This window comes from Virgibacillus indicus (genome assembly GCF_002266285.1).
Taxonomy (GTDB): Bacteria; Bacillota; Bacilli; order Bacillales; family Amphibacillaceae; genus Virgibacillus_K; species Virgibacillus_K indicus.
Window position 1 is genome coordinate 157,196 of record NZ_NPMS01000004.1, and the last position, 23,873, is coordinate 181,068.

General features: G+C 37.0%; 30 protein-coding genes, 1 pseudogene and 1 riboswitch. Of the genes and pseudogenes, 5 read left to right on the plus strand and 26 right to left on the minus strand.

Annotated elements, in window-relative coordinates; genetic code table 11:
* Positions 1-24 precede the first annotated feature (24 nt).
* Both CIL03_RS10260 and CIL03_RS20250 read right to left on the minus strand, forming a co-directional pair.
* Positions 25-567, minus strand: a complete 543-nt coding sequence (locus CIL03_RS10260; protein WP_240508056.1) for a hypothetical protein — start codon at positions 565-567, stop codon at positions 25-27.
* 48 nt (positions 568-615) lie between these two features.
* Positions 616-783: pseudogene (locus CIL03_RS20250) on the minus strand (helix-turn-helix domain-containing protein); the annotation flags it as partial.
* Between the two features lie 350 nt (positions 784-1,133).
* Between CIL03_RS20250 and CIL03_RS10265 the strand changes: the two are divergent.
* Positions 1,134-1,973, plus strand: a complete 840-nt coding sequence (locus tag CIL03_RS10265; protein ID WP_094885755.1) for a tyrosine-type recombinase/integrase — start codon at positions 1,134-1,136, stop codon at positions 1,971-1,973.
* A 168-nt stretch (positions 1,974-2,141) separates the two neighbouring features.
* Here the strand turns inward: CIL03_RS10265 and CIL03_RS10270 are convergent, their stop codons facing one another.
* Positions 2,142-2,993, minus strand: a complete 852-nt coding sequence (locus CIL03_RS10270; RefSeq protein ID WP_094885756.1) for an AraC family transcriptional regulator — start codon at positions 2,991-2,993, stop codon at positions 2,142-2,144.
* Between the two features lie 306 nt (positions 2,994-3,299).
* On the opposite strand from CIL03_RS10270, the gene CIL03_RS10275 reads away from it, so the two are divergent.
* Complete coding sequence (locus CIL03_RS10275; RefSeq protein WP_078989028.1) at positions 3,300-3,503, plus strand: hypothetical protein; 204 nt, start codon at positions 3,300-3,302, stop codon at positions 3,501-3,503.
* A 474-nt stretch (positions 3,504-3,977) separates the two neighbouring features.
* Here the strand turns inward: CIL03_RS10275 and CIL03_RS10285 are convergent, their stop codons facing one another.
* From CIL03_RS10285 to CIL03_RS10325, 8 genes are all read right to left on the minus strand, one after another.
* The gene (locus CIL03_RS10285; RefSeq protein WP_094885758.1) at positions 3,978-4,457 is read right to left on the minus strand and encodes an ArpU family phage packaging/lysis transcriptional regulator; all 480 of its coding nucleotides are present in this window, start codon (positions 4,455-4,457) and stop codon (positions 3,978-3,980) included.
* A gap of 16 nt (positions 4,458-4,473) precedes the next feature.
* A complete protein-coding gene (locus CIL03_RS10290; RefSeq protein ID WP_094885759.1) occupies positions 4,474-4,692 on the minus strand; it encodes a hypothetical protein in 219 nt (72 codons plus the stop codon).
* A gap of 289 nt (positions 4,693-4,981) precedes the next feature.
* Positions 4,982-5,197, minus strand: a complete 216-nt coding sequence (locus CIL03_RS10300; RefSeq protein ID WP_094885761.1) for a hypothetical protein — start codon at positions 5,195-5,197, stop codon at positions 4,982-4,984.
* A gap of 158 nt (positions 5,198-5,355) precedes the next feature.
* Positions 5,356-5,538 (minus strand): hypothetical protein, encoded by a 183-nt coding sequence (locus tag CIL03_RS10305; RefSeq protein WP_094885762.1) that lies wholly within the window; start codon positions 5,536-5,538, stop codon positions 5,356-5,358.
* Positions 5,539-6,330 (minus strand): ATP-binding protein, encoded by a 792-nt coding sequence (locus CIL03_RS10310; RefSeq protein ID WP_094885763.1) that lies wholly within the window; start codon positions 6,328-6,330, stop codon positions 5,539-5,541.
* A gap of 12 nt (positions 6,331-6,342) precedes the next feature.
* The gene (locus tag CIL03_RS20115) at positions 6,343-7,122 is read right to left on the minus strand and encodes a phage replisome organizer N-terminal domain-containing protein (RefSeq protein ID WP_094885764.1); all 780 of its coding nucleotides are present in this window, start codon (positions 7,120-7,122) and stop codon (positions 6,343-6,345) included.
* Between the two features lie 15 nt (positions 7,123-7,137).
* The gene (locus CIL03_RS10320) at positions 7,138-7,398 is read right to left on the minus strand and encodes a group-specific protein (protein WP_094885765.1); all 261 of its coding nucleotides are present in this window, start codon (positions 7,396-7,398) and stop codon (positions 7,138-7,140) included.
* Between the two features lie 52 nt (positions 7,399-7,450).
* A complete protein-coding gene (locus tag CIL03_RS10325; RefSeq protein WP_094885766.1) occupies positions 7,451-7,687 on the minus strand; it encodes a helix-turn-helix transcriptional regulator in 237 nt (78 codons plus the stop codon).
* A 145-nt stretch (positions 7,688-7,832) separates the two neighbouring features.
* Here CIL03_RS10325 and CIL03_RS10330 point away from each other — a divergent pair, with 145 nt between their 5' ends.
* The 3 genes from CIL03_RS10330 to CIL03_RS10340 all read left to right on the plus strand — a co-directional run bounded on the left by CIL03_RS10330 (position 7,833) and on the right by CIL03_RS10340 (position 9,979).
* Positions 7,833-8,210 carry a helix-turn-helix domain-containing protein gene (locus CIL03_RS10330; protein WP_094885767.1) on the plus strand — a complete coding sequence of 126 codons (378 nt, stop codon included), beginning with the start codon at positions 7,833-7,835 and terminating at the stop codon, positions 8,208-8,210.
* Between the two features lie 81 nt (positions 8,211-8,291).
* Positions 8,292-8,735, plus strand: coding sequence for an ImmA/IrrE family metallo-endopeptidase (locus tag CIL03_RS10335; protein ID WP_094885768.1), 444 nt, complete (start codon positions 8,292-8,294; stop codon positions 8,733-8,735).
* A gap of 74 nt (positions 8,736-8,809) precedes the next feature.
* Positions 8,810-9,979 carry a tyrosine-type recombinase/integrase gene (locus CIL03_RS10340; RefSeq protein ID WP_094885769.1) on the plus strand — a complete coding sequence of 390 codons (1,170 nt, stop codon included), beginning with the start codon at positions 8,810-8,812 and terminating at the stop codon, positions 9,977-9,979.
* A gap of 81 nt (positions 9,980-10,060) precedes the next feature.
* Here the strand turns inward: CIL03_RS10340 and sufB are convergent, their stop codons facing one another.
* The 15 genes from sufB to CIL03_RS10410 form a co-directional block, all read right to left on the minus strand.
* Entirely contained in the window at positions 10,061-11,458 is a 1,398-nt protein-coding gene (gene sufB, locus CIL03_RS10345) for a Fe-S cluster assembly protein SufB (RefSeq protein WP_094885770.1), read from the minus strand.
* A 94-nt stretch (positions 11,459-11,552) separates the two neighbouring features.
* Complete coding sequence (gene sufU / locus CIL03_RS10350) at positions 11,553-11,984, minus strand: Fe-S cluster assembly sulfur transfer protein SufU (RefSeq protein WP_094885771.1); 432 nt, start codon at positions 11,982-11,984, stop codon at positions 11,553-11,555.
* Entirely contained in the window at positions 11,974-13,194 is a 1,221-nt protein-coding gene (locus tag CIL03_RS10355; protein ID WP_094885772.1) for a cysteine desulfurase, read from the minus strand. Before CIL03_RS10355 ends, sufU begins: the two co-directional genes overlap by 11 nt.
* Entirely contained in the window at positions 13,194-14,501 is a 1,308-nt protein-coding gene (sufD, locus tag CIL03_RS10360) for a Fe-S cluster assembly protein SufD (protein ID WP_094885773.1), read from the minus strand. The genes CIL03_RS10355 and sufD overlap by 1 nt, the downstream gene beginning before the upstream one ends.
* Before the next feature lie 18 nt (positions 14,502-14,519).
* A complete protein-coding gene (gene sufC / locus CIL03_RS10365; RefSeq protein ID WP_094885774.1) occupies positions 14,520-15,305 on the minus strand; it encodes a Fe-S cluster assembly ATPase SufC in 786 nt (261 codons plus the stop codon).
* Positions 15,306-15,591: 286 nt separating this feature from the next.
* Positions 15,592-15,744 carry a YuzK family famiily protein gene (locus tag CIL03_RS20430; protein WP_476756176.1) on the minus strand — a complete coding sequence of 51 codons (153 nt, stop codon included), beginning with the start codon at positions 15,742-15,744 and terminating at the stop codon, positions 15,592-15,594.
* A gap of 385 nt (positions 15,745-16,129) precedes the next feature.
* Positions 16,130-16,945 carry a MetQ/NlpA family ABC transporter substrate-binding protein gene (locus CIL03_RS10370; protein WP_094885775.1) on the minus strand — a complete coding sequence of 272 codons (816 nt, stop codon included), beginning with the start codon at positions 16,943-16,945 and terminating at the stop codon, positions 16,130-16,132.
* A 52-nt stretch (positions 16,946-16,997) separates the two neighbouring features.
* Complete coding sequence (locus CIL03_RS10375; RefSeq protein ID WP_094885776.1) at positions 16,998-17,666, minus strand: methionine ABC transporter permease; 669 nt, start codon at positions 17,664-17,666, stop codon at positions 16,998-17,000.
* Positions 17,656-18,687 (minus strand): methionine ABC transporter ATP-binding protein, encoded by a 1,032-nt coding sequence (locus CIL03_RS10380; RefSeq protein ID WP_094885777.1) that lies wholly within the window; start codon positions 18,685-18,687, stop codon positions 17,656-17,658. The genes CIL03_RS10375 and CIL03_RS10380 overlap by 11 nt, the downstream gene beginning before the upstream one ends.
* Before the next feature lie 110 nt (positions 18,688-18,797).
* Positions 18,798-18,910, minus strand: a riboswitch (SAM riboswitch).
* An 82-nt stretch (positions 18,911-18,992) separates the two neighbouring features.
* Positions 18,993-19,307 (minus strand): thioredoxin family protein, encoded by a 315-nt coding sequence (locus tag CIL03_RS10385; RefSeq protein ID WP_094885778.1) that lies wholly within the window; start codon positions 19,305-19,307, stop codon positions 18,993-18,995.
* Between the two features lie 22 nt (positions 19,308-19,329).
* Entirely contained in the window at positions 19,330-19,686 is a 357-nt protein-coding gene (locus tag CIL03_RS10390) for a toprim domain-containing protein (protein ID WP_094885779.1), read from the minus strand.
* Between the two features lie 149 nt (positions 19,687-19,835).
* Positions 19,836-20,219, minus strand: coding sequence for a glycine cleavage system protein GcvH (gene gcvH / locus CIL03_RS10395; RefSeq protein ID WP_094885780.1), 384 nt, complete (start codon positions 20,217-20,219; stop codon positions 19,836-19,838).
* 75 nt (positions 20,220-20,294) lie between these two features.
* Positions 20,295-20,651: an arsenate reductase family protein gene (locus CIL03_RS10400; protein WP_094885781.1), complete on the minus strand. Its 357-nt coding sequence runs from the start codon at positions 20,649-20,651 to the stop codon at positions 20,295-20,297.
* A gap of 144 nt (positions 20,652-20,795) precedes the next feature.
* Positions 20,796-22,580, minus strand: coding sequence for an acyl-CoA dehydrogenase family protein (locus tag CIL03_RS10405; RefSeq protein WP_094885782.1), 1,785 nt, complete (start codon positions 22,578-22,580; stop codon positions 20,796-20,798).
* Positions 22,581-22,685: 105 nt separating this feature from the next.
* Positions 22,686-23,861 carry an acetyl-CoA C-acetyltransferase gene (locus CIL03_RS10410; RefSeq protein ID WP_094885783.1) on the minus strand — a complete coding sequence of 392 codons (1,176 nt, stop codon included), beginning with the start codon at positions 23,859-23,861 and terminating at the stop codon, positions 22,686-22,688.
* Positions 23,862-23,873: the final 12 nt, after the last annotated feature.

Sequence of the window (23,873 nt, forward strand, 5' to 3'; positions counted from 1 at the left end):
TCCTTTTTCTGAATTGGTTTTCTATCATCTGGCAGCAGTATTATCTTCAAAATTTAAATTTACAGGTTCATTAGATAAACCTTCTGTGGGGCTTTGTTCTGTTACTGGGACACTATCGTCTACAACTTCAAAACCAAGTTTGTCCATCCAAATTTGACCAGATCCATTTAACAACACACCGAATGCTATTACTTCACTTTTTATTGGAATATCCAATACAACGCTTAAGTGATTCCATTCGTTCGTTCCTTTGATTGGACGATTCATCATATTATCAAAGGCAAGGACTTCTCCAGAAGAATGATCGACCCGCATCCACAAGCCAGCACTCTCTTTAACATCTGTACTCTTCACAAATGCGGAAAACCGAACCCGTTCTCCTCGATATTTATCTGACTTAATTTGTTGCATCAAAGTTGCAAAACTTCTTGCTTTTTCATCCTTTGATTTCAAATATGCCGAGTAATTACCGCTATGTACAACACTGTTATCTAAACCAGTTTCATAATCAAATGGCGATTCCCCCGTCATAATCCAACCGTTAGGTGCGTTACTTTTTGTACTCACAATGAACTCTCCTTTGCTAACTAATTTTCTAAGCAGTTTCCGATAATCTCCTGGTGTTATGTCGTAAACTTTCTTAAAGGCTCTTGTAAAAGATTCCTGCGAATTAAATTGATAGGTCATAGCTATGTCAATCACTCTTTGATCCGTAGTAATTAACTCCCTCGCACATATGGCTAAAGGGAAACTGTATAAAATTGATATCGTGAATAAATACATCAAAATTGATAACGAAGAACGTACTAAAATTAATTTGAATGATCTAATAGATGTTGCTATTGATTAACCCCTAGTGCATAAAGGGGTTAATTTTTTGTCTTTCAAAATAATCAACTAAATCCTCAATACCCTGCTATTTTGCTTCCAGGTTCATTTTGTATCAGTCCTCCCATAGAGATCATCGACTTAATACAACAATTCAGCGAGTTTCTCAACTTTATTGAATAACTCATATTAATTTAATTTGATCATTAATTTCTATTACATTCATCGTAATTGTAAAAATAGTTATTTAATTCTACTTATCTGGTGAAAATGTATAACAAAGATCAATATGGGAGTGAATTTAATTGTTGATGTCTGAAGCTACAAAATCTTATGAATCTGATAAAAGAATTGAAGGATTTTCGCCACAAACATTGATTGCTTATAAGCTTCAAGCAAAGTTGTTAATGAATTATTTTGGCAACACCAAAATAAAGCACATTACAACCCAGCATCTAAAGCAGTATTTAGGTGAATCAAGCAAAGAATTGAAACCATCGAGTTTGTCTCATCGAATAAGGTTTATTCGATCTTTATTTCGTTGGTCACACGAGGAAGGAATTATTGAAACTAATCCTGCTAGTAAAATAAAAGAACCAAAAGTTGGTAAACGTATTCCAAAGTTTTTAACAGAAAGAGAGATTGAACATTTAAGAGATGCTTGCTTTACCTCAATGGAGAAAGCCTTATTTGAATATATGTTTTCTACAGGATGTCGAATTGGAGAAATTGTTACACTTGACCGAAATAGTATTAACTGGGGAAGTCAATCCGCAATTGTTCGGGGGAAGGGAGATAAGGAGAGAGAGGTATATTTCAATATACGTTGTGATATTTGGCTAAAAAAATACCTCGATAGACGAGATGATAATGATCCAGCTATATTTGTCACGGAGCGCAATCCACATAGAATGAGCATAGCTCAAATGAGATACGTCATTAAACGTATCTCTAATCGGGCTGGAATTAATAAAATCATCCACCCCCACCAATTAAGGCACAGTTACGCAACTCATCTATTGAACAACGGAGCCCCACTTGAAGTTATACAAAGTTTGCTGGGACACGAGAAAAGCGAAACAACACGAATCTATGCTCAATTAACTGGGAGGCTGCGACAAGAGTTTTATAGAAAATACTTTTAGAGGTTAAAGAGCAACAAGATATTGCGTTGCTCTTTTCAATTTTTGCACCAATATAGTTGAAAATGAAAAAGAGACTTTCATTTCAGAATCGCGCCCGATCGTATTGCAGATTAAAATAATTTCTTGAAGCAGTGGATTCATGATGAAATCCACTGCTTATATAGGTTCCTATTTTACAGGGATCCAGATTTCTGAATATAAATCAGGACTGGATGGATTTTCATCTGAATATACCTCTAGTTCTGGTGCACCTGCATGTTTGTAACCACTTGAAGGAAACCATTCTGAAAAAATTTGTTTCCACGCTTTTTGCATAGCATCCGGCATCGGCCCGTGAACCTCAAATACGGCCCATTTGGATTCGGGGATTTCCAAAGTTGATAATCCATTAGGAGCACTGCCCTCGTGTGCTGTACCTATCCAATAATCAATGGACCCGGAATCTATTTCAACACATACACCCACTACACCTTCAACTGGACCATTGTTCAATTTAAACAATCGCTCGTCAGTGCCCTCTCCGTTTATCTTATCCCACATTTTGGGGATACCCACTAGGTTCTCCTCATTAACCAGTGAAAATTCCTGTTTAAACCCTACAATCTGAAATCCCTCACGTTCAACAATTTTGACCTGCATTGGTTCTGCTCCCTTCAGACTCACCTGTACTACCAGGCGGTTATAAGATTTTAGCTTTCCCGTGTACTTTCTTGCTTCACTTGGTGTTACACCATGTTGCCGCCTGAAGGCCTTCGAGAAAGCTTCAGGAGTGTCGTAACCATATTCGTAGGCGAGATCAATAATCTTTGTGTTTGATCTTGTTAACTCATAGGCAGCTAATGTTAGGCGACGACGTCTAAGATATTCGCCAACAGATATATCAGTTAATATCGCAAATGTACGCTGAAAGTGAAAAACCGAAAAGTTAGCCTGTTGGGCAATGTTTTCTATCGGAAGGTCATCAAGTAAATGATCTTCCATATAGTCTATTGCTGCCTGTAATGATTCAACCCACGTCATGTCACTCACTCCTTATTTAAAATCCTAACAGAGCATCATCAATTAATCCTGTCTTTCCGTGCTTTGGTCGGACAGTATTTTTGAGTTAGTTCCCGTTTTTTGAAAAGATTATCAGACCACACTCTTAAACTAAACTACCAAATGGCACAATAAAAGGCGACTGCTCTTATTGTGCTATCGCACCAATTAGTTTAAGTACATTTGTTCACAAGTTTAAAGTTTTTAGAACCTGCCTGTTATTTTTTGAGTATAAGTTTAAATGCCGTTACAAATAATACCCCTATAACAAATGAGGGGGTTAATAAAATGGAAGAAGCACCTACAAGTAATAATGGAATGAACACAAGCAATAATGGAATGAGTACATCTAATAAGATAAACCTTTCAGGTCTTGGTGTTGGAGCAATTGTACTAACCACTGTTTATACGGCGGTTTTGGCTTCACAGTTAATGGCTACCAAGCATAAAGTCGATTACCTTTATTACAAAGAATTAACACAAAATAAATAGCTAATTATAGACGGTGCGTTTTCACCGTCTTTTATTTATATAAAACAGAATTTGAACTAACCTGCCAGTTAGTTTAAGTGAAACTCCTCACAAACTCCACCTATTGTTACGTAAATATCCAATTATATCCGGAAAACCCACCCAATCTGACAATGGTAAATAATAACAATCATTTCACCAAAAAAATTCCCTTTAGACAAATTATAACTAAAGGGGTATGACGATACAACGTTAAATTAAATTTATTTTATGCAATTTTCGCACAAAACACAAGAAAGATAATAATAAACGGAATTCCTAACACCCATATCCAAAACTCAACAGAGCCAACCATGCTCAAATAAAATTCAGTATGCATAAACCACTGGAAAACAGCCAAAAATATTATCCCACAAATGGTAGAAAAAGTGATAAACAGTACTAGCAAAAACATAACTAATACTGTTTTCTTCACAGCCCGAACCAAAGCAACCATTACGAAAAACCTCTTTCACTAAATAAACCATATAGTTTTCTGCCCAGCATTTCTAAAGCCTCTTTTTTCAACTCATAGTATCTTGTCTTTCCGATAAACAACTGAGGATAAATGACTTCATCACAGTATTTGGAACCGTCATTACGCTTCTTCATGTACTTTAATTCAATTAACTTTTGTTCAGCTGGAGCAAGAGATCCCACTGCATATAATAATGTGTCTAGCCATTCACTCGCTTGAACAGATTTTAGAGCAAATTGTTCTGTTTTACTATTGTTAAGATTTGATCCACCTGGTGTATCCGATATGACGGAAGTAATACTAGGAACATGAGTTTTTTGCGACATTGCCTTTATTTTAAAATAACGGTCTAACCAGTTTTCTTCCGCATATTCGATATAAAATTGTTGTTCATCTTTTAGAAACGATTCAATTTCTTCTCTCGTAAAAACCCCTTCTATTTCAGCAGCAAAATTCATTTATCATCATCCTTTCTTATAAATGGAAATTTATATATTGTTTCATTTCAACTTCTTGTTCCTTTTCAATAGGTGGTTGATACTTAGATAAAGAATGAAGTACCCAAGCTACTCGTTTAAAGCATTCAAAAGCACATTGTAAATCACCCTTTTCAACTGATTCTAATGCCTGACCTAAATTAGTATCGTAAAGATCCCACTTTTTTTGCTCAAATCTTTTCATACTTGACGTCATTTCTTACCTCCTAAGTGAATGGCATTCAATAAAGCACTAATCCTTTCATATAAAGATTGTGGAGATGAATAGCATTCGTGATATTCATCAGATACAATTTCATACATCTCATACCTTGTTTTCGTTATTTGTATGTTTGTTTCCGGAATTGATAAAGATTGATTCAGCTTCAAATGCATTATGTTGTTATAAAGAGGATCATTTTCTTTACCAAGATATTCATAAACTTGAGTTTGTTCATTCACACCAATTATGTTGTCCCTCCTTCAATCACTCAATCTATCTAATATTATCTTTCTCTTTCACATGCCTCCTGTTTTATTACTTCTGGATTTCGAATTGCATGCAATAGTTCACCAATATATTTTTCTTCCTCGCTGTTTATTCCGTATAGTTGTTGCATAGCTAGTTGATAAGATGAAAGTGCTTCACAGATAATACTCGCTTCTGAATAGCCTGCATGTATTATAATTTGCTTATTCTTTCCGCTATTTGTTGCTTTCATATAAAAATTGCCTCCTTAAAATTCATATAAGACCCTAATATCGATTTCAATATATTAATCGTGTTCCATCGCTTAAAACTGCTTAAAAACATTCACTTTCTATCCATTTTATGAAATGCTATAATAGTATAAAGCAAGTCAGAAAAGGTCAGAAGATACTAGGCATATCTTCTACCTTCGTTTTTCTGGACTGCTAAATATTTTCTTGTTTCTTCTGCTGTTGGTACATATTTATCGCCAACAGCACTTTTATGTTGGTTCCACTCAACCCACTTGCATTCCGTCTCTTTTTGACTGTCCTTTGGATCAAACACCATTACGCTTTTCATTCCATGCCACACTTAAAATCTCTCCTTTCGATAGCTCTCACCTTCAAGTCGTATAGCTTTTGCTAAATCCATCATCCGATCCATAATACGTTGTCCATTGTTTCCATATTTTCGAATTAGCTTTGTTTCCGTATAATTAGTCGTACATACAGTGGCTTTATTCAGTCGAATGTCAAATACTTTATATAAAACATCGGAAGCCCAGCTTTCATAACCATATTCATTAGTTTTTACATATTCAGAACCTACATCATCAAGCACTAACAAATCCAATGTATCTATCATTTTAAAAATCTGTGTTTCACTTATTCTCGCCTCGGGATTATAGGTGTTCTTGATATAATCGAATAAATCAGTAACTTTTATATACAGTGCCTTATATCCTTTTTGTCGTAGTTCCTTTGTGATTGCAAAAGACAAATGACTTTTTCCCAATCCACATGCACCACTAAAAACAAGTGACTTTATCCCGTCAAAGCATTTGATATAATTCATTGCAGCTTCTTTAGCCTGTTTTTGTGATTTTTCTTTAGGAATATAAGATTCAACCGTTGCATCCTTCAAATCGTTTGTAACTCGCTCAAAGGTTGCAATAAACTTCTTTTCTTTTCGCATTTCTCTTTCTTCTTTTTCTGGTATGTTTAAATCCCTCATAAGCTGTTGATCAATACAATGTTTACATGCTCCCTTAATGCCTTTAGGTGTTTCATATAATTTGAATATCCTTCCACACTGTTCACATTCCTTTTCACTACATTCTTTAAGAGGGAAAGAAGTCTTTAAAATCGAATCAATAGCTTTCACATGCAGCACCTCCTAGAATCTATCTCGCTCAGGGTCATAATCAATAATATTACTAATGGACTCTACTTGTTTCTGTCGCTTATTTTGACTATTATTTATTTCTTCAACGGTCAACAAAGATTCATTTTCCCAATTCTTTAATATTCCTTCAGTGTATTTAAGTCTTCTAGCACCATTTCCACAAGCAATATTTAATGCTTTTAAAATAACTTTTCTGGGTTCTTTAAATGAAGAATCATTTAACCACAACAACAACTGTTTTTTTGCATGAATGTTATTCACACCAAATCCATTTTCATCCCAAAATTGAATAATTTCTGCTGTTTCTTTATCTGGTTCTTTTTCTTTATCTAAATCTTTATCTTCCTCTGTCTCTATCTCTGTGTTACGTTTCGTTACTTGGCTGTTACATTGTAACGTTTGTTGCTTTTTTCTTTGTCTGTGCTTCCTCACCCTTCTAGCTGACTCACTTTCACTACCTATCATTTCAGGGATATCATTTAAAAAATACTCTTTATCATCCACAGTCTCGATTAATCCCTTTGAAAACAAGTAAGAAAGCGTCATTTTTATGTTGTCATCATCTTCATCAATTTCTAAAGCCAATTCATCGACAAAATCGTCTCCTATATCCTCAAAATAGATTTTCCCTTCATTTTCTAAGCTAAGAAGCAATAATTTTAAATAAATTATTGTAAATGTGTCTCCACCGGCTAAGCGTCTTAATCGTTTGATTTCCTTTTGATTAAAAAAAGTCTTTTTAAGTTTTAACCAATAATATTTTTTAGCCATATACCTTCTCCCTCTTTATCTATCTTTTAGCCATTCTTTGAGAAATTGCTTCGTTTCCTCTGCTGGAAAGTACCATTTTCCTCCGATTTTAATTTTAGGGAAGTTATTATCGAAAAAGAAATTGTTTTGAATGGTATTCCAACACATACATGTACGTCTCTTTAATTCATTGGAATCCCAATACACTAACTCTTCATCCAATTTTTCTATACGATCATTGATGGCGTCCTGATACATTTGCTTAATCATATCTTCATCGACTTGAACTTTAATCAAGATGTCATTCCTCCTTCTTTACACTAAGTATCTTTGATAGCAATATTTTGAATCATATAGTATGATTACTTTTGCAAGCAATTTCAATAAAAAAAATATCATTAAAATCAAGACCCAGTAACTCCGTTGTTCTTTTTGCAACCGAGGGAGATGGATTACGATTACCATTTGCAATTTGGTTGGCGTATGATTCAGAAATACCTATTTTTCTTGCATAACTTCTTTGTGAAAGACCAGCATTAATCAGATTTAGTTTGAACAAATAAACATCTTTTAATTTAATTTTCATTGGAACACCTCCGTAAGTTTAATATTATTTTGCTTGCTTTTGCAATCATTATATATCAATAAAATTACATTTGCAAGCACTTTTTTATGAAATTGTATGTATTTTTATCAAGAACTCTTTTAAAATAGGTTTAGGGTGATTACAAATGGAAGCAAAACAGTTTGGTGTTTATATTAAGAAGATTAGAGAAGAAAAAGACCTTTCTATAAGACAATTGGAATTATATTCGGGTGTATCTAATTCATACCTTTCCCAGTTGGAGAATGGAAAACGTGGAGTTCCTTCACCAGAAATAATTAGAAAACTATCAAAAGGTTTAAAAACATCATATGCTGATTTATTGTTACATGCAGGTTATATAGATAATAACGAAACTGACAGTCGTCAAAAATATATTGATAAGATTGCAAATGAGTTTCCAGATGCCGATTTAATGTTTAATGATTTGGCAAGTTTAAGTGAAAAACAACTTGAAGAAGTGTATGATTTTATTAAATATAAAGCAAGCAAAAAAAATAAGTAAAATATATTAGGGTGTGCATAATTTTGTACACCTATTATCATAACCTATAATAGAACATATATTCGTACTAAGGGGGATATAATGTATTTCACCTACATCGAAGAGTATATTTTTAACTTATACAAATTATTATCTATAGATAGTTGGGATCAACTATCAGTAGAACAAATCGCAAAAGAATTAGGTGTTGAAGTCAATTACTCTAATTTTAGTATGAGTTATAACGAAACAATATTTCTTACTAAATCCACAGAAGAAAGAGAGTGGCAGCAATTTGGGCATGAAATGTGTCATTACTTACGCCATTCTGGAAATCAAACAAGCATGCACCCATTATTTATTGAACTTCAAGAATACCAAGCCGACTATTTTGCTTACCACTTTTGTGTACCAACTTTTATGCTGGAGAATTTATATAATTGCAGCATTCACAACATCATGCGTTTATTTAATGTTGAATATGAGTTTTCTAGAAGAAGGTTGGAAATCCATAAATCAAAACAAAACGAATGGAGTATTATATAATCTAAATGTAATGTCATCCAAAAAAAAGGAGGTATATTACCATAACTATCAATTAAGCTACAAGGAGGAGTAAAATGGCTACATTCAGAAAATTAAAAAGCGGAAAATGGCAAGCTCGAGTTTCTGATGACAAGAAGGAATTCAGTATTGGAACTTTTCGTTCCAAAAAAGAAGCTGAAATTGAAGCCGGAAAAATCGAAGAAAGAATCTATCATGGTCAAACTTTGAACGATCGGAAAATGTTATTTAGTGAAGTGGCAAATGAATGGCTATTTGAACACAAAAAAGAATCTGTTAAAGATTCAACCTTTGAACAACTGGAAGTGATTGTCCGTCTTCATATTCTTCCATATTTCGGGCATAAACGCTTAATGAGGATTAAACGCCCAGAAATTAAAAGATGGTTAGTTAAGTATGTAGAAATAAAAGATAGAAATGGCGAAGCTTCATATTCTTTTGGATCACGACTTAAATATCTATCCGTTCTTAAAAGTATTTTTCATTACGCAGTTCATGAAATGGAAATTTTGGACAAAGATCCTTCCAGTAAGTTAGAGGTGCCAGTAAAAGACAAAATTGATATTAAAAATAAAAAGATAAAATTCTATGAACTTGATAAAGTTCATAAGCTGCTCGATTATATGGAGACTTATAAACATCAGCGATTCAAGGAATATCGTATTTACTTTGTTTTGATGTACTTCTTAAGCCAAACAGGTTTAAGAATAAGCGAAGCCTTGGCGCTTCGATGGTCCGATATAAATGGCAACAGGTTAACTGTTGAGAGACAGACCAGTAGGGATGACAATAACAATTTGCAATTAACAACACTCAAAAATACTTCATCCTACAGAACGATCAAACTGGAAGAGGATATTTTGAATGAGCTGAAGAAGTTTAAGATTGTCCAGAGTGAAATGTTTTTAAAATATAAGGCATTTAAGAGAAGTTCGGATAATATTATTTTTCAAAACTATCTGGGTAACTATCTTACCCCATCTACAGTTCGGGATTCGATTAGAGATTATTGCAAAAAGGCAGGAGTGGACTATAAAGGTACACATGGATTTAGACATACGCATGCTGTACTTTTATTGGAAGCTGGAGCAAATATAAAATATGTATCAGGAAGGCTCGGCCATAAATCGATTAAAACAACGGCTGATACTTACCTGCATATAACAAAAAAAATAGAAGAAGACGAACTTAAAAAGTTCGCCTCCTACACCAAAAGGAAAATCTGAATCGGCACGAAATCGGCACGCGCTGTTTTCCTTACTTTATAAAATGCTTAAAAATGTTGTAGCATCAACGCTTGTAGCGTTTTATCCAATACTACCTTCCATCTCATACTTAATCAAACGGTTCATTTCAACTGCATATTCCATTGGAAGTTCTTTTGTAAATGGCTCGATAAAGCCCATGACGATCATATCTGTTGCTTCTTGTTCTCCAAGTCCTCTACTCATCAGGTAGAATAATTGTTCTTCGGAAACTTTAGATACTTTCGCTTCGTGTTCCAATGAGATATTGTCATTGTAAATTTCGTTGTATGGAATCGTATCTGATGTTGATTCATTATCCATAATTAATGTGTCACACTCGATGTTTGAGCGGGCGCCGTCTGCTTTACGTCCAAAGTGGACAATTCCGCGATAGGATACTTTACCGCCTTTTTTGGAAATAGATTTTGAAATAATCGATGATGAAGTGTTTGGTGCCAGATGATGCATTTTTGCCCCCGCATCCTGGTGCTGGCCTGCTCCTGCAAGTGCAATGGAGATGGTCATACCACGTGAACCTTCTCCTCTTAGAAGAACAGATGGGTATTTCATTGTAAGCTTAGAGCCCATATTACCATCGATCCATTCCATCGTACCATTGGCATCTACTGTTGCACGTTTTGTTACCAGATTATATACGTTATTTGCCCAGTTTTGGATTGTAGTGTAACGGCAGTATGCATCTTTTTTAACAAATATTTCTACTACAGCACTGTGCAAGGAATTCGTTGTAAATACTGGTGCTGTACAACCTTCAACATAGTGAACGGATGCACCTTCATCAACAATGATTAAAGTTCTTTCAAACTGTCCCATGTTTTCCGAGTTAATTCGGAAATAAGCTTGTAATGGGGACGTTGTTTGCACGCCTTTTGGTACATAGATAAATGAACCTCCAGACCAAACAGCAGTGTTTAATGCAGAAAACTTATTATCGGAAGCTGGAATCACTTTACCGAAGTATTCTTTGAATAGTTCTTCATGCTCTTTCAGTGCAGAATCAGTATCCTTAAAAATAATTCCTTGCTTTTCCAATTCTTCTTCTAAACTTTGGTATACTACCTCTGACTCATATTGCGCAGATACCCCGGCTAAATATTTCTGTTCTGCTTCCGGAATACCCAGTTTATCAAAGGTTGCTTTGATTTCTTCAGGTACCTCGTCCCACGTTCTTCCTTGCTTTTCGGAAGGTTTCACGTAATATACGATTTCATCAAAATCAAGTTCTGACAAATCGCCGCCCCATTGAGGCATTGGCTTACTATAAAACAGATCTAACGCTTTAAGGCGTTGATCCAGCATCCATTCTGGTTCTTCCTTCATCCGTGAAATTTCCTCAACGACTTTCTTTGTTAAGCCTCTCTCAGTACGGAAAACGGAAACGTCTTTATCATGGAAGCCATATTCATAACCTTCCATTTCAGGTATTTCTTTCGCCATTATTAAAACCTCCTATAAGATAATCGTACCCCAACAGCTGTACATATCGTTAACAACTGTCCATTTACGTACTTTAATCCGTTGGCTCTCATTACTATTCTTTATGAACCCCTTTTTCCATCGCTTTCCATGCTAGGGTTGCACATTTAATTCGTGCAGGAAATTTAGAAACACCTTGCAGTGCCTCAATATCTTCCAGTTCCAGGTCGCCTGCATCAATATCTTCCCCCATCATCATCTCAGAAAAAAGCTTCGACATTTTCAATGCATCGTCTAATTTTTTTCCTTTGATTGCCTGGGTCATCATTGATGCTGAGGACATGCTGATGGAACAACCTTCCCCATCAAATTTAACATCTTTTACAATGTCATCTTCAACTTGCAAGTGCAATTGTATCCGGTCACCACATGTCGGGTTATTCATATCGATGGTTAATGCATCACCATCGATTGCCCCTTTGTTGCGGGGATTTTTATAGTGATCCATGATTACTTGCCGATATAGTGTATCCAGGTTATAAGACATCACCGAAATACTCCTTTGTTTTCAAGAGTCCATCAACTAAATGATCAATATCTTCTTTCGTATTATACAAATAAAAACTGGCACGGGCTGTTGCTGTTACATCCAGCCAGCGCATTAGCGGTTGTGCGCAATGGTGACCCGCACGGACTGCAATCCCTTCTGCATCAAGTACTGTTGCAGTATCATGTGGATGTACATCGGCTAGATTAAAAGTAACAAGTGCAGCACGGCTTTCCGGGCCATATATTGTCAGTCCATCAATCTCATTCATTTTTTCCATTGCATAATCAGCCAATACTTTTTCATGATGTAAAATGTTGTCCATTCCAACTTCATTCAAAAAGTCAATTGCTGCACCTAAACCAATGGCATCTGCAATAATTGGTGTACCGCCTTCAAATTTCCAAGGAAGTTCTTTCCATGTTGAATCGTATAAATTTACAAAATCTATCATTTCGCCACCAAATTCAACTGGTTCCATCTCGTTCAGTAGTTTTTTCTTTCCATATAATACGCCGATCCCTGTTGGTGCACACATTTTGTGACCGGAGAAAGCATAAAAGTCACAATCTAATTCCTTAACATCCACATTCATATGCGGTGCACCTTGCGCACCATCGATAAGGATAACTGCACCATTTTCATGGGCAATTTGCGCAATTTCTTTCACTGGATTGACTGTTCCGAGTACATTGGATACATGTGTAACAGCAACGACCTTCGTGTTTGCTGTAATCGTATTGCGCACGTCTTCCAGTGCTACTGTACCATCTGCTTGTAATGGTATATATTTCAATGTTGCTCTAGTAGCTTTTGCCGCCTGCTGCCATGGAATGATATTACTGTGATGTTCCATTGGTGTTATCACAATTTCATCCCCGGCTGTTAAATTCTGACGGGCATAACTTTGGGCAACGGTATTTATTCCAGTGGTTGTTCCTCGATTAAAAATCACTTCCGCAGTACTGTCCGCATTGATAAAACGGCGTACTTTCTCACGAGCACCTTCATATAAATCAGTTGCTCGCGAGCCAAGTGTATGAACCCCGCGATGCACATTGGAATTATGCTGCCGGTAATACTCATCAACAGCTTGGATAACAGACAATGGCTTTTGTGAGGTTGCAGATGAATCCAAATATACTAACGGATGACCATTAACTTCCTGATGTAATACCGGAAATTGCTCTCTAATGGCTTTTACATCCATCAGTAAACTTTCCTCTCAATGATCTTCGTCAATTGCTCCCTGACAGAAGCAATTGGTAATTGAGTAACAACCGGAGCCAGGAATCCATGAATAATTAAGCGTTCTGCTTCAAGCTGAGAAATCCCACGGCTCATCAAATAATACAATTGCAGTGGATCGACACGGCCAACAGATGCTGCGTGGCCTGCAGTAACGTCATCTTCATCAATTAATAAAATCGGGTTAGCATCACCGCGTGCTTTCTCACTTAACATAAGAACACGTGATTCTTGCTCTGCATTTGAACGTGTTGCACCATGCTCGATTTTACCGATCGCATTAAAAATGGATGTAGCTTTTTCTTTCATCACACCATGCTGAAGAATGTGTCCATGAGTATCTTTTCCAAAATGTACACTCTTTGTTGTAAAGTTTTCAATTTGATTTCCACGGCCTACAACAACTGCTTTTGCTTCAGCTGATGAGTTATCTCCAACTAAATGTGTCGCATTTTCAAAGACAGTATGACCATCATTCATTTGTCCCAATGCCCAATCAATTGTAGCGTCACGATATGCTATACCACGACGGTTCATGTAGTTTGTTGTTCCAGCTGCAAAGTTATCAACCCCGCCAAACGAGATTTTCGCACCATTTTGTGCAATAACCTCTGTAACAACATTAGAAATCGTTTCTTGTTCTTGATTCTGTGAAACATAATTTTCTACATAAGTTAGTGAACTATTTTCTTCAGCTACTACTAACACATGATTAAACAATGCTACTTCAGGATCTTCCTGCCAAAAGATAGCTTGCAAAGGTTCTTCTACTTGGACATTTTTTGGAATATAAACGAAGATTCCACCGTTCATTAATGCAACATGTAAAGCGGTCAAACGATGTTCGTCAATCGAAACAGCGTCTTTCATATAATAACGTTTCACTAAATCTTCATGCTCTGTTAATGCAGTAAATATATCGGTGAAAATAACACCTTTTTGCTTTAATTCTTCATTTAACGTTGCATAGGCCACAGATTGATTACGCTGAATAAATAAATTTTCCGGTGGATTTTCCTGATCAAGGAAGTCCTGAATTTCAGCTGGTAAATCTGTTAAAGACGAAATAACTTCCCCTTCTGCTGTATGCTTAAACCGACTGAAATTCCATTTGCCGATATTTGTTTTATCCGGCTTCGGCATTTCAAGTACGTCAGCTTGCTCCAAAGCTTGAAGGCGTAATGATTTCATCCATTCTGGCTCATTTTTTTCACTGGAAAATTGAGTTATATAATCTTTATCGTATGGAAGCTTTATTTCAACAGTCATATTACCCCTCCTAACTACTTAAGCGTTTTGTCCTACTGTTTCGTCTTCAATACCCAATTCTTCTTTAATCCATTCATAGCCCTCAGCCTCTAAGCGTTGTGCTAATTCTGGACCACCTGATTTAACAACACGTCCTTGCATCATGACATGAACATGATCTGGTGTGATGTAATTTAATAAACGCTGATAATGCGTAATAATCAAGCAGCCGAAGTTTTCATCACGCAATTTATTAATTCCTTTAGAAACTACTTTTAATGCATCAATATCTAATCCTGAATCAATTTCATCAAGGATTGCAATTTCAGGTTTCAGAAGCATTAATTGAAGAATTTCATTGCGCTTTTTCTCTCCACCAGAGAATCCTTCATTTAAGTAGCGTTGTGCCATATTTTTATCAATCTCAAGGAAATCCAAAGCTGAATCCATTTCTTTGATGAATTTCATTAGTGGGATCTCATCGCCTTCTTCACGTCGTGCATTGATAGATGAACGTAAGAAGTCAGATGTAGTAACACCGCTGATTTCGCTTGGATACTGCATTCCCAGGAATAGCCCTGCACGTGCACGCTCGTCAACTTCCATTTCCAGAACATCTTCTCCGTCCAGATGGACAGTTCCTTCTGTAATTTCATATTTAGGATGACCCATGATTGCTGAAGCCAGTGTTGATTTACCTGTTCCATTCGGTCCCATTACTGCATGGAATTCGCCACCCTTTATCGTAAGGTCTACACCTTTTAATATCTGTTTTCCTTCAATTTGAACATGAAGATTCTTAATTTCCAGTACTGATCCTGCCATTATGATACCTCCAAATACTATAATTATTATTTCAAATGAATGGGATATTCATTCTCAATCTATTCTCATTACAATCTTAAAGCATTTCGAATCTAATATCAACTTTTTAGGATTGCTGTTAAAGATAGGTAATACAAGGGGTCGGAAAGTATTAAATGCAGATAATGGAACTTGGCTGGACACCTAGCTTAAACCGTAAATTTTATCTGAAATGACGGATATTCCCGAACCAGCTCATTAAAAAATACTGGTGCTCTTCATGGGCACCAGTATCGTTATTTATCTATTATTTTTGTAAGTTATTTTCAAGTTCAGCGGTTAAATGTTTGCATTGTTCATATTCCCTTTGTCTTTTCTTTTCAACAGCAATGCGTGTATCTAATTTCCTTCCATATTCCGCATAACAAACCTTATGCGATTGTTGCATTGCCTTCTCCATTTCGGGAGTGTAATTCAAACTTATACCACTATTAATAGTGAATCATCCTTTCGATTTGTTTACAATAACAAGGTTAACACAAGGACAATTCCCTAGACAAAGCGCCTATAAACGTCTTTCCAGTAATTAAATTGTATATATTATACTGACAATTACTTACCTGAGTTTCTTAGTAACATTTAACCAATTGCTTGCATATACTATGAAATGCTCCATTTTTGATAAAGTGAAACTTCATACAGTGGGAGTTCCCTGCCTCCCCCACTGTATGTTAGTTGAACAGAATCGGACCTTTACGGGCAGTTGATCCCCACTTATCTTTTTTGTTTCACCTTAAAATCTTGAGGTGGGGGGCTTACTGCCCGTTAAGGCGGGATAAATCAGTTTATTTATTTCCACCAACTGGGACAATCGCACCTTCGTATTCTTCAAGCATAAAGTTTTGAATTTCCTCTGATTGAAGTACTTCAACTAATTTATTCAATGCTTCATTATCTTTATCTTCAGAGCGAACAGCAACAATGTTTCCATACTCTGATTCATCACCCTCAATAAAAAGTGCATCTTCTAGTGGATTTAATCCTGCTTGAATAGCATAGTTTGTATTGATAACGGCTAGTACATTATCTTCTGAATTATATAATTCCGGTAACAGGGCCGGATCATAATCAGGTGAAAATGTTAAATCTTTAGGATTTTCCACAATATCCTCAATCGTTGCAGCTGATTTTTCCACACTGTCATCTAATGTAATTAATCCTTCTGTTTCAAACAATGATAAAATACGGCCATGATCTGAAATGGAATTACTTAAAATAACTTCTGTACCATCTGGAATTTCATCTGCACTCGCAATATCTTTAGAATAAACTCCCATTGGTTCAATATGAATATCACCAATGGATTCCAGCTCGTAACCAGTGTCACTGATTGTTTGTTTTAAATATGGAAAATGCTGAAAGTAATTGGTATCGAGGTCGCCATTTGCCAGGTCATCGTTTGGTAAAATATAATCTTGATATTCTTCAATAGTTAATGTGATACCTTCTTCTTCAAGCAGCGGTTTTGCCTCTTCCAAAATTTCTGCATGCGGAACACTGGATGCACCCACTGTAATTTCTCCCGTTTCCGAATCTTCCCCGCCACATGCAGCAAGTACTAAAACTAATAAAGCAGATAAAAATACTAGTATTTTTTTCATGATGTTTCTCTCCTTGTAAAAATATATTTAAAATTAGCTTTCGCCTAATTTCCTATCTTTTATCCAATTTGTTTGTGATAAAATCACCAATAAATTGAAAAATAAACACGATAACAACAATAAATATGGTACATACGAAGACAACATCGAAATCACGCCGCTGAAAACCAAAATAATAAGCATAGTTTCCAAGTCCACCGGCTCCGATTACACCTGCCATTGCCGTATAGCCAATTAACGCAATAGCAGTCACAGTCAATCCGGAGACTAAGGCCGGCATGGATTCAGGCAGCAATACTCGGAAGATGATCGTCCCCGTTTTTGCCCCCATTGCTTTAGCCGCTTCCACAACACCCTTGTCCACTTCTTTTAAGGCAATTTCCACAAGCCTGCCATAAAAAGGGGCTGAACCAATAATTAGAGCCGGCAATGCTGCATTTGGGCCTCGGATTGTGCCAATCAGGAAATCCGTAAAAGGGAATAATAATAGAATCAGAATAATAAACGGAATTGCACGAAACACATTCACAAGTGCGGCAACAATAAAATTTATATATTTATTTTGCCAGATTCCATCCTTTGTTGTTAAGAACAACAGCAGCCCAAGCAAAATTCCGAATATACATGTACCTATCAGCGCGAGGATGGTCATATAAAATGTTTCATAAGTTGCTTCCCAAAGATCACCTGCATCTATATTTGCAAATAAATCAGTTAGCATCACGGATAACCTCCACTTCTACAGAGGTCTCGTCAGTTATATATTGAATTGCCTTATTCATTTCTTCTGCTTTGCCATCCATCTGCACAAACAACGTACCATATGCCCCGGCACGGGTCTGAGTTATTTTCCCTTGCAAAATATTTATATCAACCGCATATTTTTTTGCAAGCTGACTAATAAGTGCCTGGTTTGTTGTTTCTCCAATAAAATGCAGACGGACAATTTTCCCCTGCTTATAGGTGCTCATTAACAGTTGCAGATCGTCATCTTCTTCACTGCTTCCCATAACCTGCTGTACAAACTTCCTCGTAACCGGCTGTTTCGGTCGTAAAAACACGTCCAAAACATCGCCCTGTTCTACAATCTTTCCTTTTTCCATAACAGCAACCTGATTGCATATTTTTCGGATCACGTGCATTTCATGGGTAATCAAAATGATTGTTAATCCAAGTTTTTGGTTAATATCAACCAACAAATCCAAAATAGCATTCGTTGTCTCTGGGTCAAGGGCGGATGTTGCTTCATCACAAAGCAATACTTTCGGCCTGTTGGCGAGCGCCCTGGCTATCCCTACACGCTGTTTTTGCCCGCCGCTCAACTGGGACGGATATGCATTTTCCCTTCCCGATAATCCAACGAGATCGATTAACTCCTGTACTCGCTGTTCTCTCTCAGCCTTTGCTATTCCTGCTATTTCCAGCGGAAAGGCAATGTTGTCTTTTACCGTTCTCGACCAGAGTAAATTAAAATGCTGGAATATCATCCCAATTTCCTGTCTCGCCAGACGGAGCTTTCTTGAATTCAATGAAGTTATTTCCTGCTTGTCAATAACAACCCGGCCGCCAGTTGGCTCTTCCAAACGGTTAAGCAGTCGGACGAAAGTACTTTTACCTGCACCACTATATCCGATAACACCAAATATTTCTCCATCTTTTATATCAAGTGTCAGATTATCGACTGCCGTTAGTTTTTGTTTATCTGCTGTGAAAATTTTACTCAAACCTTCGATCGAAATCACTAGTATTTCCTCCTAACAAACTTGCTGCACTTTTATTGTGCCCATAAATATCAAAAACGCCTTTCTGCAAGAGAACAGAAAGACGTAATATTATACGAAGTCTTTTCGTTCTCTCATCTGTCAAAGCAAGCACTTTGCAGGAATTGGCACCTTTCAGACATCGGTATGTCTGAAGGTTGCCGCGGTTTCAAAGGGCCAGTCCCTCCACCGCTCAAGATAAGAGATAAATGTATTTTTTATTTAAAATTAACAATCTAAATACTAGCATGCTGGAGAACCCGTGTCAATTATATTAATTCACATGTCTAACTTTTTGCAAAAAGCTCCGGTTTATATTTCATCAGATAATTATATATATTAGGTATGGACCTAAATGCATAAACCTTTTCTTTCACTTTATTTTCTTTCATTATGAGAAGACAGGGAACACTTTCAATTTGGTTCTCCTGCATAAAATCAGGATGCAATGAGGCATTCATTTCATAAAAAACATCCTCTTTGTGTACGGACTCAATTTTTGTCAGCATGGCTCTGGCTAGCTGACATGTACCACAAAAAGGCGTATAAATGTAAAGTAAATAATCTCCTGTTTCCAGTTGTCTATTTGTAATCTGCTGCAAAAATACCACCCTATATGTTCCTCTATATTAAGAAAATCGGATTAACTGCAATATGTTTGCTCAATAAGGCAGTTGCAAGAATATTCACCGGAGTTGTTGCTACCTCACGATATTCACTGCTGACATAGATATGCTTCGCATGCGGCAATTCACGTGCCAGCTGTTTGCGCAGTTTTATTCCGGATTTATCCTCATCTACTAAAATAATAACATCTTTGTAATCTAATTCATACGTATCCAAAAGATCATCAAATCTCTCCACACCAAGTGTACCATTCGTACAAATAATCGTTACGTCATCATCAATAATTTTTTCAATTTGCCTTTTATCAGTCAAGCCCTCAACAATAATAACCTTATCAGAATCATCTGTTATCATCACATCGCACTCCCTAAGAAATTAAGCAAGATGATTGAATTACTTTAGTATATGATTAAAACAAGGCTGACTATACAACCTTTTGCAAAGTTGGATGTCAGCCTAAACCTGAGGAGCTCAAATTTAGCATTTTGAACCCTCACTGATTATTAGTCCTCTTTTATAACTTCTTCATATTGCTCTGCAGATAATAATTTATCAAGTGCTGATTCATCTGAAGGCTCCACTACTACCATCCATGCATTTTCATATGGTGATTCGTTAACATATTCTGGGTTATCTTCTAATTCTTCGTTTACTTCAACAACTTTTCCACTGAGCGGAGCATATAATTCGGAAACAGTTTTAACTGACTCAACACTTCCAAAAGGCTCGTCTGCTTCAATCTCATCCCCAACTTCAGGAAGCTCGACAAATACAATATCACCTAGTTCAGATTGTGCAAAATCTGTAATACCGATACGTACGTTTTCGCCTTCTTTTTTTATCCACTCGTGCTCCTCAGAATACAATAAATCTTTTGGTAAGCTCATATCTATCCCTCCATATAATCAATACAATTTAACTATACAAGTAAACAGCATATTTTTCTACTATTTCTTTATATTTCATAGCCAAGTTTCGTTAAATGTTTCTTCTTTGAATCCAACAGTTACTTTTTCTCCATTTGTTACAATTGGGCGCTTAATCAGCATCCCATCTGACGCAAGAATCCCTGCCATTTCTTCTGTACCTGCATCTTTTATTTTTTCTTTTATATTAAGTTCTCTGTATTTCTTCCCGCTTGTATTGAAAAATTTCTTAGCTGGCAATTCACTTTTTTCAATAAGGTCTTCCAATTCCTCTTTAGAAGGCGGATTATCAACAATATGTATGCTCGTATAATCAATATTATTATCTTCCAGCCATTTCTTTGCTTTTTTACATGTACCGCAATTTGGATACCAATAAAATGTTAATGCCAATTGAATACCTCCTCGCCTTATTTTATCATTTCCTATTATACAAAATCGCCAATGTAAAAACCACCTTCCACTGATGCAACCCCAAAAGTTAGATTTTCACTCTAACTTTTGGGGTGCAAAATAATAGTGGGGGTGGTTAGATTCTTAAACTAAATATTTCTCTTCTTCAATAATCGCCGCTGCAGCTTCACGTTTTTTCTTGATTACATTTGTTGGTGTGTGACGTGTCAGTTTACGTAATGATGAAAGCATCATGCGCAATGTGTCACCTTCTTCTACAGCAATCAATGTTTCCTTAGCATCTGCTTCGATGCGGTTGAATGCTTCCTGCACGTAGACTTGAGTGTAAAGAAGTTTTTGGTTATTCTTCTCTTCACCAGTTTTACTGATAGCTTTTTCTGTACGTAGAATTGCTGATTCCATATTGTACACTTCTGCAACCATATCAGCCAGGTTAACAAGAATCTCTTGTTCCTTTTCCAGTTTCTGCATATATTTTTGTGCTGCAAGTCCAGCACCCAGCAGAACCATTTTCTTAGCGTTTCTTAACAAATATTTTTCCTGCTCTAATACTTCAGTGCCTACTTCTTCCGGCATCATCATCATTAATTCTTCCTGCAGGCTTTGAGCCTTTTGCAGTAATGGCAATTCACCTTTCATTGCTTTCTTAAGCAAAGTACCTGGTACAAGCAGACGGTTAATTTCATTTGTTCCTTCAAAAATACGGTTAATGCGGGAGTCGCGGTAAATGCGCTCCACTTCATATTCCTGCATGAAACCATAACCGCCATGGAGCTGAACTGCTTCATCAGAAGTAAAATCAAGCAGTTCAGTACACATATATTTATTCATGGAACACTCAATCTGGTATTCAGCAATTGCCCGGGCTACTTCTCGGCCATCCTTTAATTGATCATCGGTCAATGCACCCATCCGCTGCTCGAACAAACCAACTGTACGATAAACCGCACTTTCATTGGCATAAAGCTCAGATGCCATTGTGGCAAGTTTTTCTTGGGTAAGTGAAAATCCGGAAATTGGTGTATTGAACTGTTTTCTCTCATTTGTATACTTTACAGCAAGCTCCAATGCTCGTTTGGATCCACCTACGCCGCCAATTGCCAGCTTATAGCGTCCCACATTTAATATATTAAATGCGATAATATGACCACGGCCTTTTTCACCTAATAAGTTTTCAACAGGAACCTCCGCATCTTCTAAAACTAATGTACGAGTTGATGAGCTCTTAATCCCCATTTTCTTTTCTTCAGGTCCTGTGGAAACCCCAGGAAACTCACGTTCTACGATAAATGCAGTGAAGTGTTCACCATCAATTTTTGCATATACAACAAACACATCCGCAAATGCAGAGTTTGTGATCCACTGTTTTTCACCATTTAAAATATAATGTGTACCTGCTTCATTTAATTTAGCAGTCGTCTTTGCACCCAGCGCATCAGATCCTGAGCTTGGTTCTGTTAATGCATAAGCGGCCAGCAATTCACCTGTAGCCAGCTTTGGCAAATACTTCTCTTTTTGTTCATCGTTGCCAAAAAACACGATTGGCAGGGAACCGATTCCAACATGTGCCCCGTGAGTTACGGAGAAGCCACCGGCACGTGAGAATTTTTCTGTGATTAAGGAGGAACTGATTTTGTCTAATGCCAGACCTCCATATTCTTCAGGTACATCCGCGCCCAGCAGTCCAAGGTCACCAGCCTTTTTCAACAGTTCCACAGAATATTCAAATTCATGATTTTCCAGATTTTCTACTTTTGGCAGAACTTCTCCGATAACGAAGTCCTCTGTAGTTTTTGCAATCATTTTATGCTCATCAGTGAAGTCCTCTGGTGTAATGATATCTTCACCAGTCAGATCTTCAATTAAAAATGCTCCACCCTTAAAAATTCTTTCTTTTGTTTCACCCATATCTATCGTTCCCCTTCCAAATGAATTTATTGCACTCCCTTAAAAACTTTAGCTTATTCGAGCTTTAATTATGAACTTTGGAATTTAACGTGTATCACGCTCGGGTTACAGGAGTTCAAATACTCCAGCAGCACCCATTCCGCCGCCAATACACATCGTTACTACACCAAATTGCACATTACGCCGCTTCATTTCATGCATCAGGCTTAATGTTAACTTGGTTCCAGTCATGCCAAGCGGGTGACCAAGTGCGATTGCACCACCATTTACATTCACGATATTTGTATCCAGATCCAGTGCCTGAATCACACGAACTGATTGTGATGCAAAAGCTTCGTTCAGTTCAAATAAGCCAATATCAGATAGCTCAAGTCCTGCTATTTTCAATGCTTTTGGAATTGCTTCAACAGGACCAACACCCATTATTTCCGGTTCCACACCTGCAACTGCAAAGGAGCGGAATTTCACAAGTGGTGTAAGTCCTTCAGCTTTGGCTTTATCCCGATCCATTAACAGAACCGATGCTGCACCGTCACTCATTTGTGAGGAGTTTCCAGCTGTGACCGAACCTTTTACATTGAATGCTGGACGGAGCTTAGCTAATATTTCGGCAGTAGTCCCGGCACGTACACCTTCATCCATTTCAAACATAAATTTCTTTTCTTCAATCTTGTTTTGCTTACCAACAACTCGCTGCGCTACTTCGACAGGAACAATTTCATCATTAAATTTTCCTTCTTGAATCGCTTTTGCAGCACGCTCATGACTTTGTACGGCAAACGCGTCCTGATCTTCACGTGAAATATTAAAACGATTAGCAACTTCTTCAGCAGTGTGGCCCATTCCCATATAATATCCTGGTGCATCCTGAACAAGCTTTGTATTTGGTTTGATTACATGGCCTCCCATTGGAATCAGGCTCATCGATTCCGCACCGCCGGCTATGATCGTGTCACTTGCTCCAATCATAATTCGCTCTGCACCGTAAGCAATGCTTTGCAGGCCTGATGAACAATAGCGGTTAATCGTTATCCCTGGGACATCATTTTTTAATCCGGCAAGTCCTGCAATATTTCTTGCCATGTTCATACCTTGCTCGGCTTCCGGCATCGCACAGCCAATAATGACGTCATCAATATTTCCATCATAATTTCCTGCACGTTTCAATGTCTCTTTAATGGTTAATCCTGCGAGATCATCTGGTCTTGAATTCGCCAGGGATCCCTTGTTCGCTTTACCTACAGGGGTTCTTGCACCTGCAACAATTACTGCTTCCTTCACATTACTTCCCCC

Coding starts and splice junctions, on each gene's coding strand:
- CIL03_RS10270 (WP_094885756.1), bottom strand. CDS start 2,993: ATGACGTGGGTTGAATCATTACAGGCAGCAATAGACTATATGGAAGAT.
- CIL03_RS10275 (WP_078989028.1), top strand. CDS start 3,300: ATGGAAGAAGCACCTACAAGTAATAATGGAATGAACACAAGCAATAAT.
- CIL03_RS10285 (WP_094885758.1), bottom strand. CDS start 4,457: ATGAATTTTGCTGCTGAAATAGAAGGGGTTTTTACGAGAGAAGAAATT.
- CIL03_RS10290 (WP_094885759.1), bottom strand. CDS start 4,692: ATGACGTCAAGTATGAAAAGATTTGAGCAAAAAAAGTGGGATCTTTAC.
- CIL03_RS10300 (WP_094885761.1), bottom strand. CDS start 5,197: ATGAAAGCAACAAATAGCGGAAAGAATAAGCAAATTATAATACATGCA.
- CIL03_RS20115 (WP_094885764.1), bottom strand. CDS start 7,122: ATGGCTAAAAAATATTATTGGTTAAAACTTAAAAAGACTTTTTTTAAT.
- CIL03_RS10325 (WP_094885766.1), bottom strand. CDS start 7,687: ATGAAAATTAAATTAAAAGATGTTTATTTGTTCAAACTAAATCTGATT.
- CIL03_RS10330 (WP_094885767.1), top strand. CDS start 7,833: ATGGAAGCAAAACAGTTTGGTGTTTATATTAAGAAGATTAGAGAAGAA.
- CIL03_RS10335 (WP_094885768.1), top strand. CDS start 8,292: ATGTATTTCACCTACATCGAAGAGTATATTTTTAACTTATACAAATTA.
- CIL03_RS10340 (WP_094885769.1), top strand. CDS start 8,810: ATGGCTACATTCAGAAAATTAAAAAGCGGAAAATGGCAAGCTCGAGTT.
- sufB (WP_094885770.1), bottom strand. CDS start 11,458: ATGGCGAAAGAAATACCTGAAATGGAAGGTTATGAATATGGCTTCCAT.
- sufU (WP_094885771.1), bottom strand. CDS start 11,984: ATGTCTTATAACCTGGATACACTATATCGGCAAGTAATCATGGATCAC.
- CIL03_RS10355 (WP_094885772.1), bottom strand. CDS start 13,194: ATGGATGTAAAAGCCATTAGAGAGCAATTTCCGGTATTACATCAGGAA.
- sufD (WP_094885773.1), bottom strand. CDS start 14,501: ATGACTGTTGAAATAAAGCTTCCATACGATAAAGATTATATAACTCAA.
- sufC (WP_094885774.1), bottom strand. CDS start 15,305: ATGGCAGGATCAGTACTGGAAATTAAGAATCTTCATGTTCAAATTGAA.
- CIL03_RS20430 (WP_476756176.1), bottom strand. CDS start 15,744: ATGGAGAAGGCAATGCAACAATCGCATAAGGTTTGTTATGCGGAATAT.
- CIL03_RS10370 (WP_094885775.1), bottom strand. CDS start 16,945: ATGAAAAAAATACTAGTATTTTTATCTGCTTTATTAGTTTTAGTACTT.
- CIL03_RS10375 (WP_094885776.1), bottom strand. CDS start 17,666: ATGCTAACTGATTTATTTGCAAATATAGATGCAGGTGATCTTTGGGAA.
- CIL03_RS10390 (WP_094885779.1), bottom strand. CDS start 19,686: ATGATAACAGATGATTCTGATAAGGTTATTATTGTTGAGGGCTTGACT.
- gcvH (WP_094885780.1), bottom strand. CDS start 20,219: ATGAGCTTACCAAAAGATTTATTGTATTCTGAGGAGCACGAGTGGATA.
- CIL03_RS10405 (WP_094885782.1), bottom strand. CDS start 22,580: ATGGGTGAAACAAAAGAAAGAATTTTTAAGGGTGGAGCATTTTTAATT.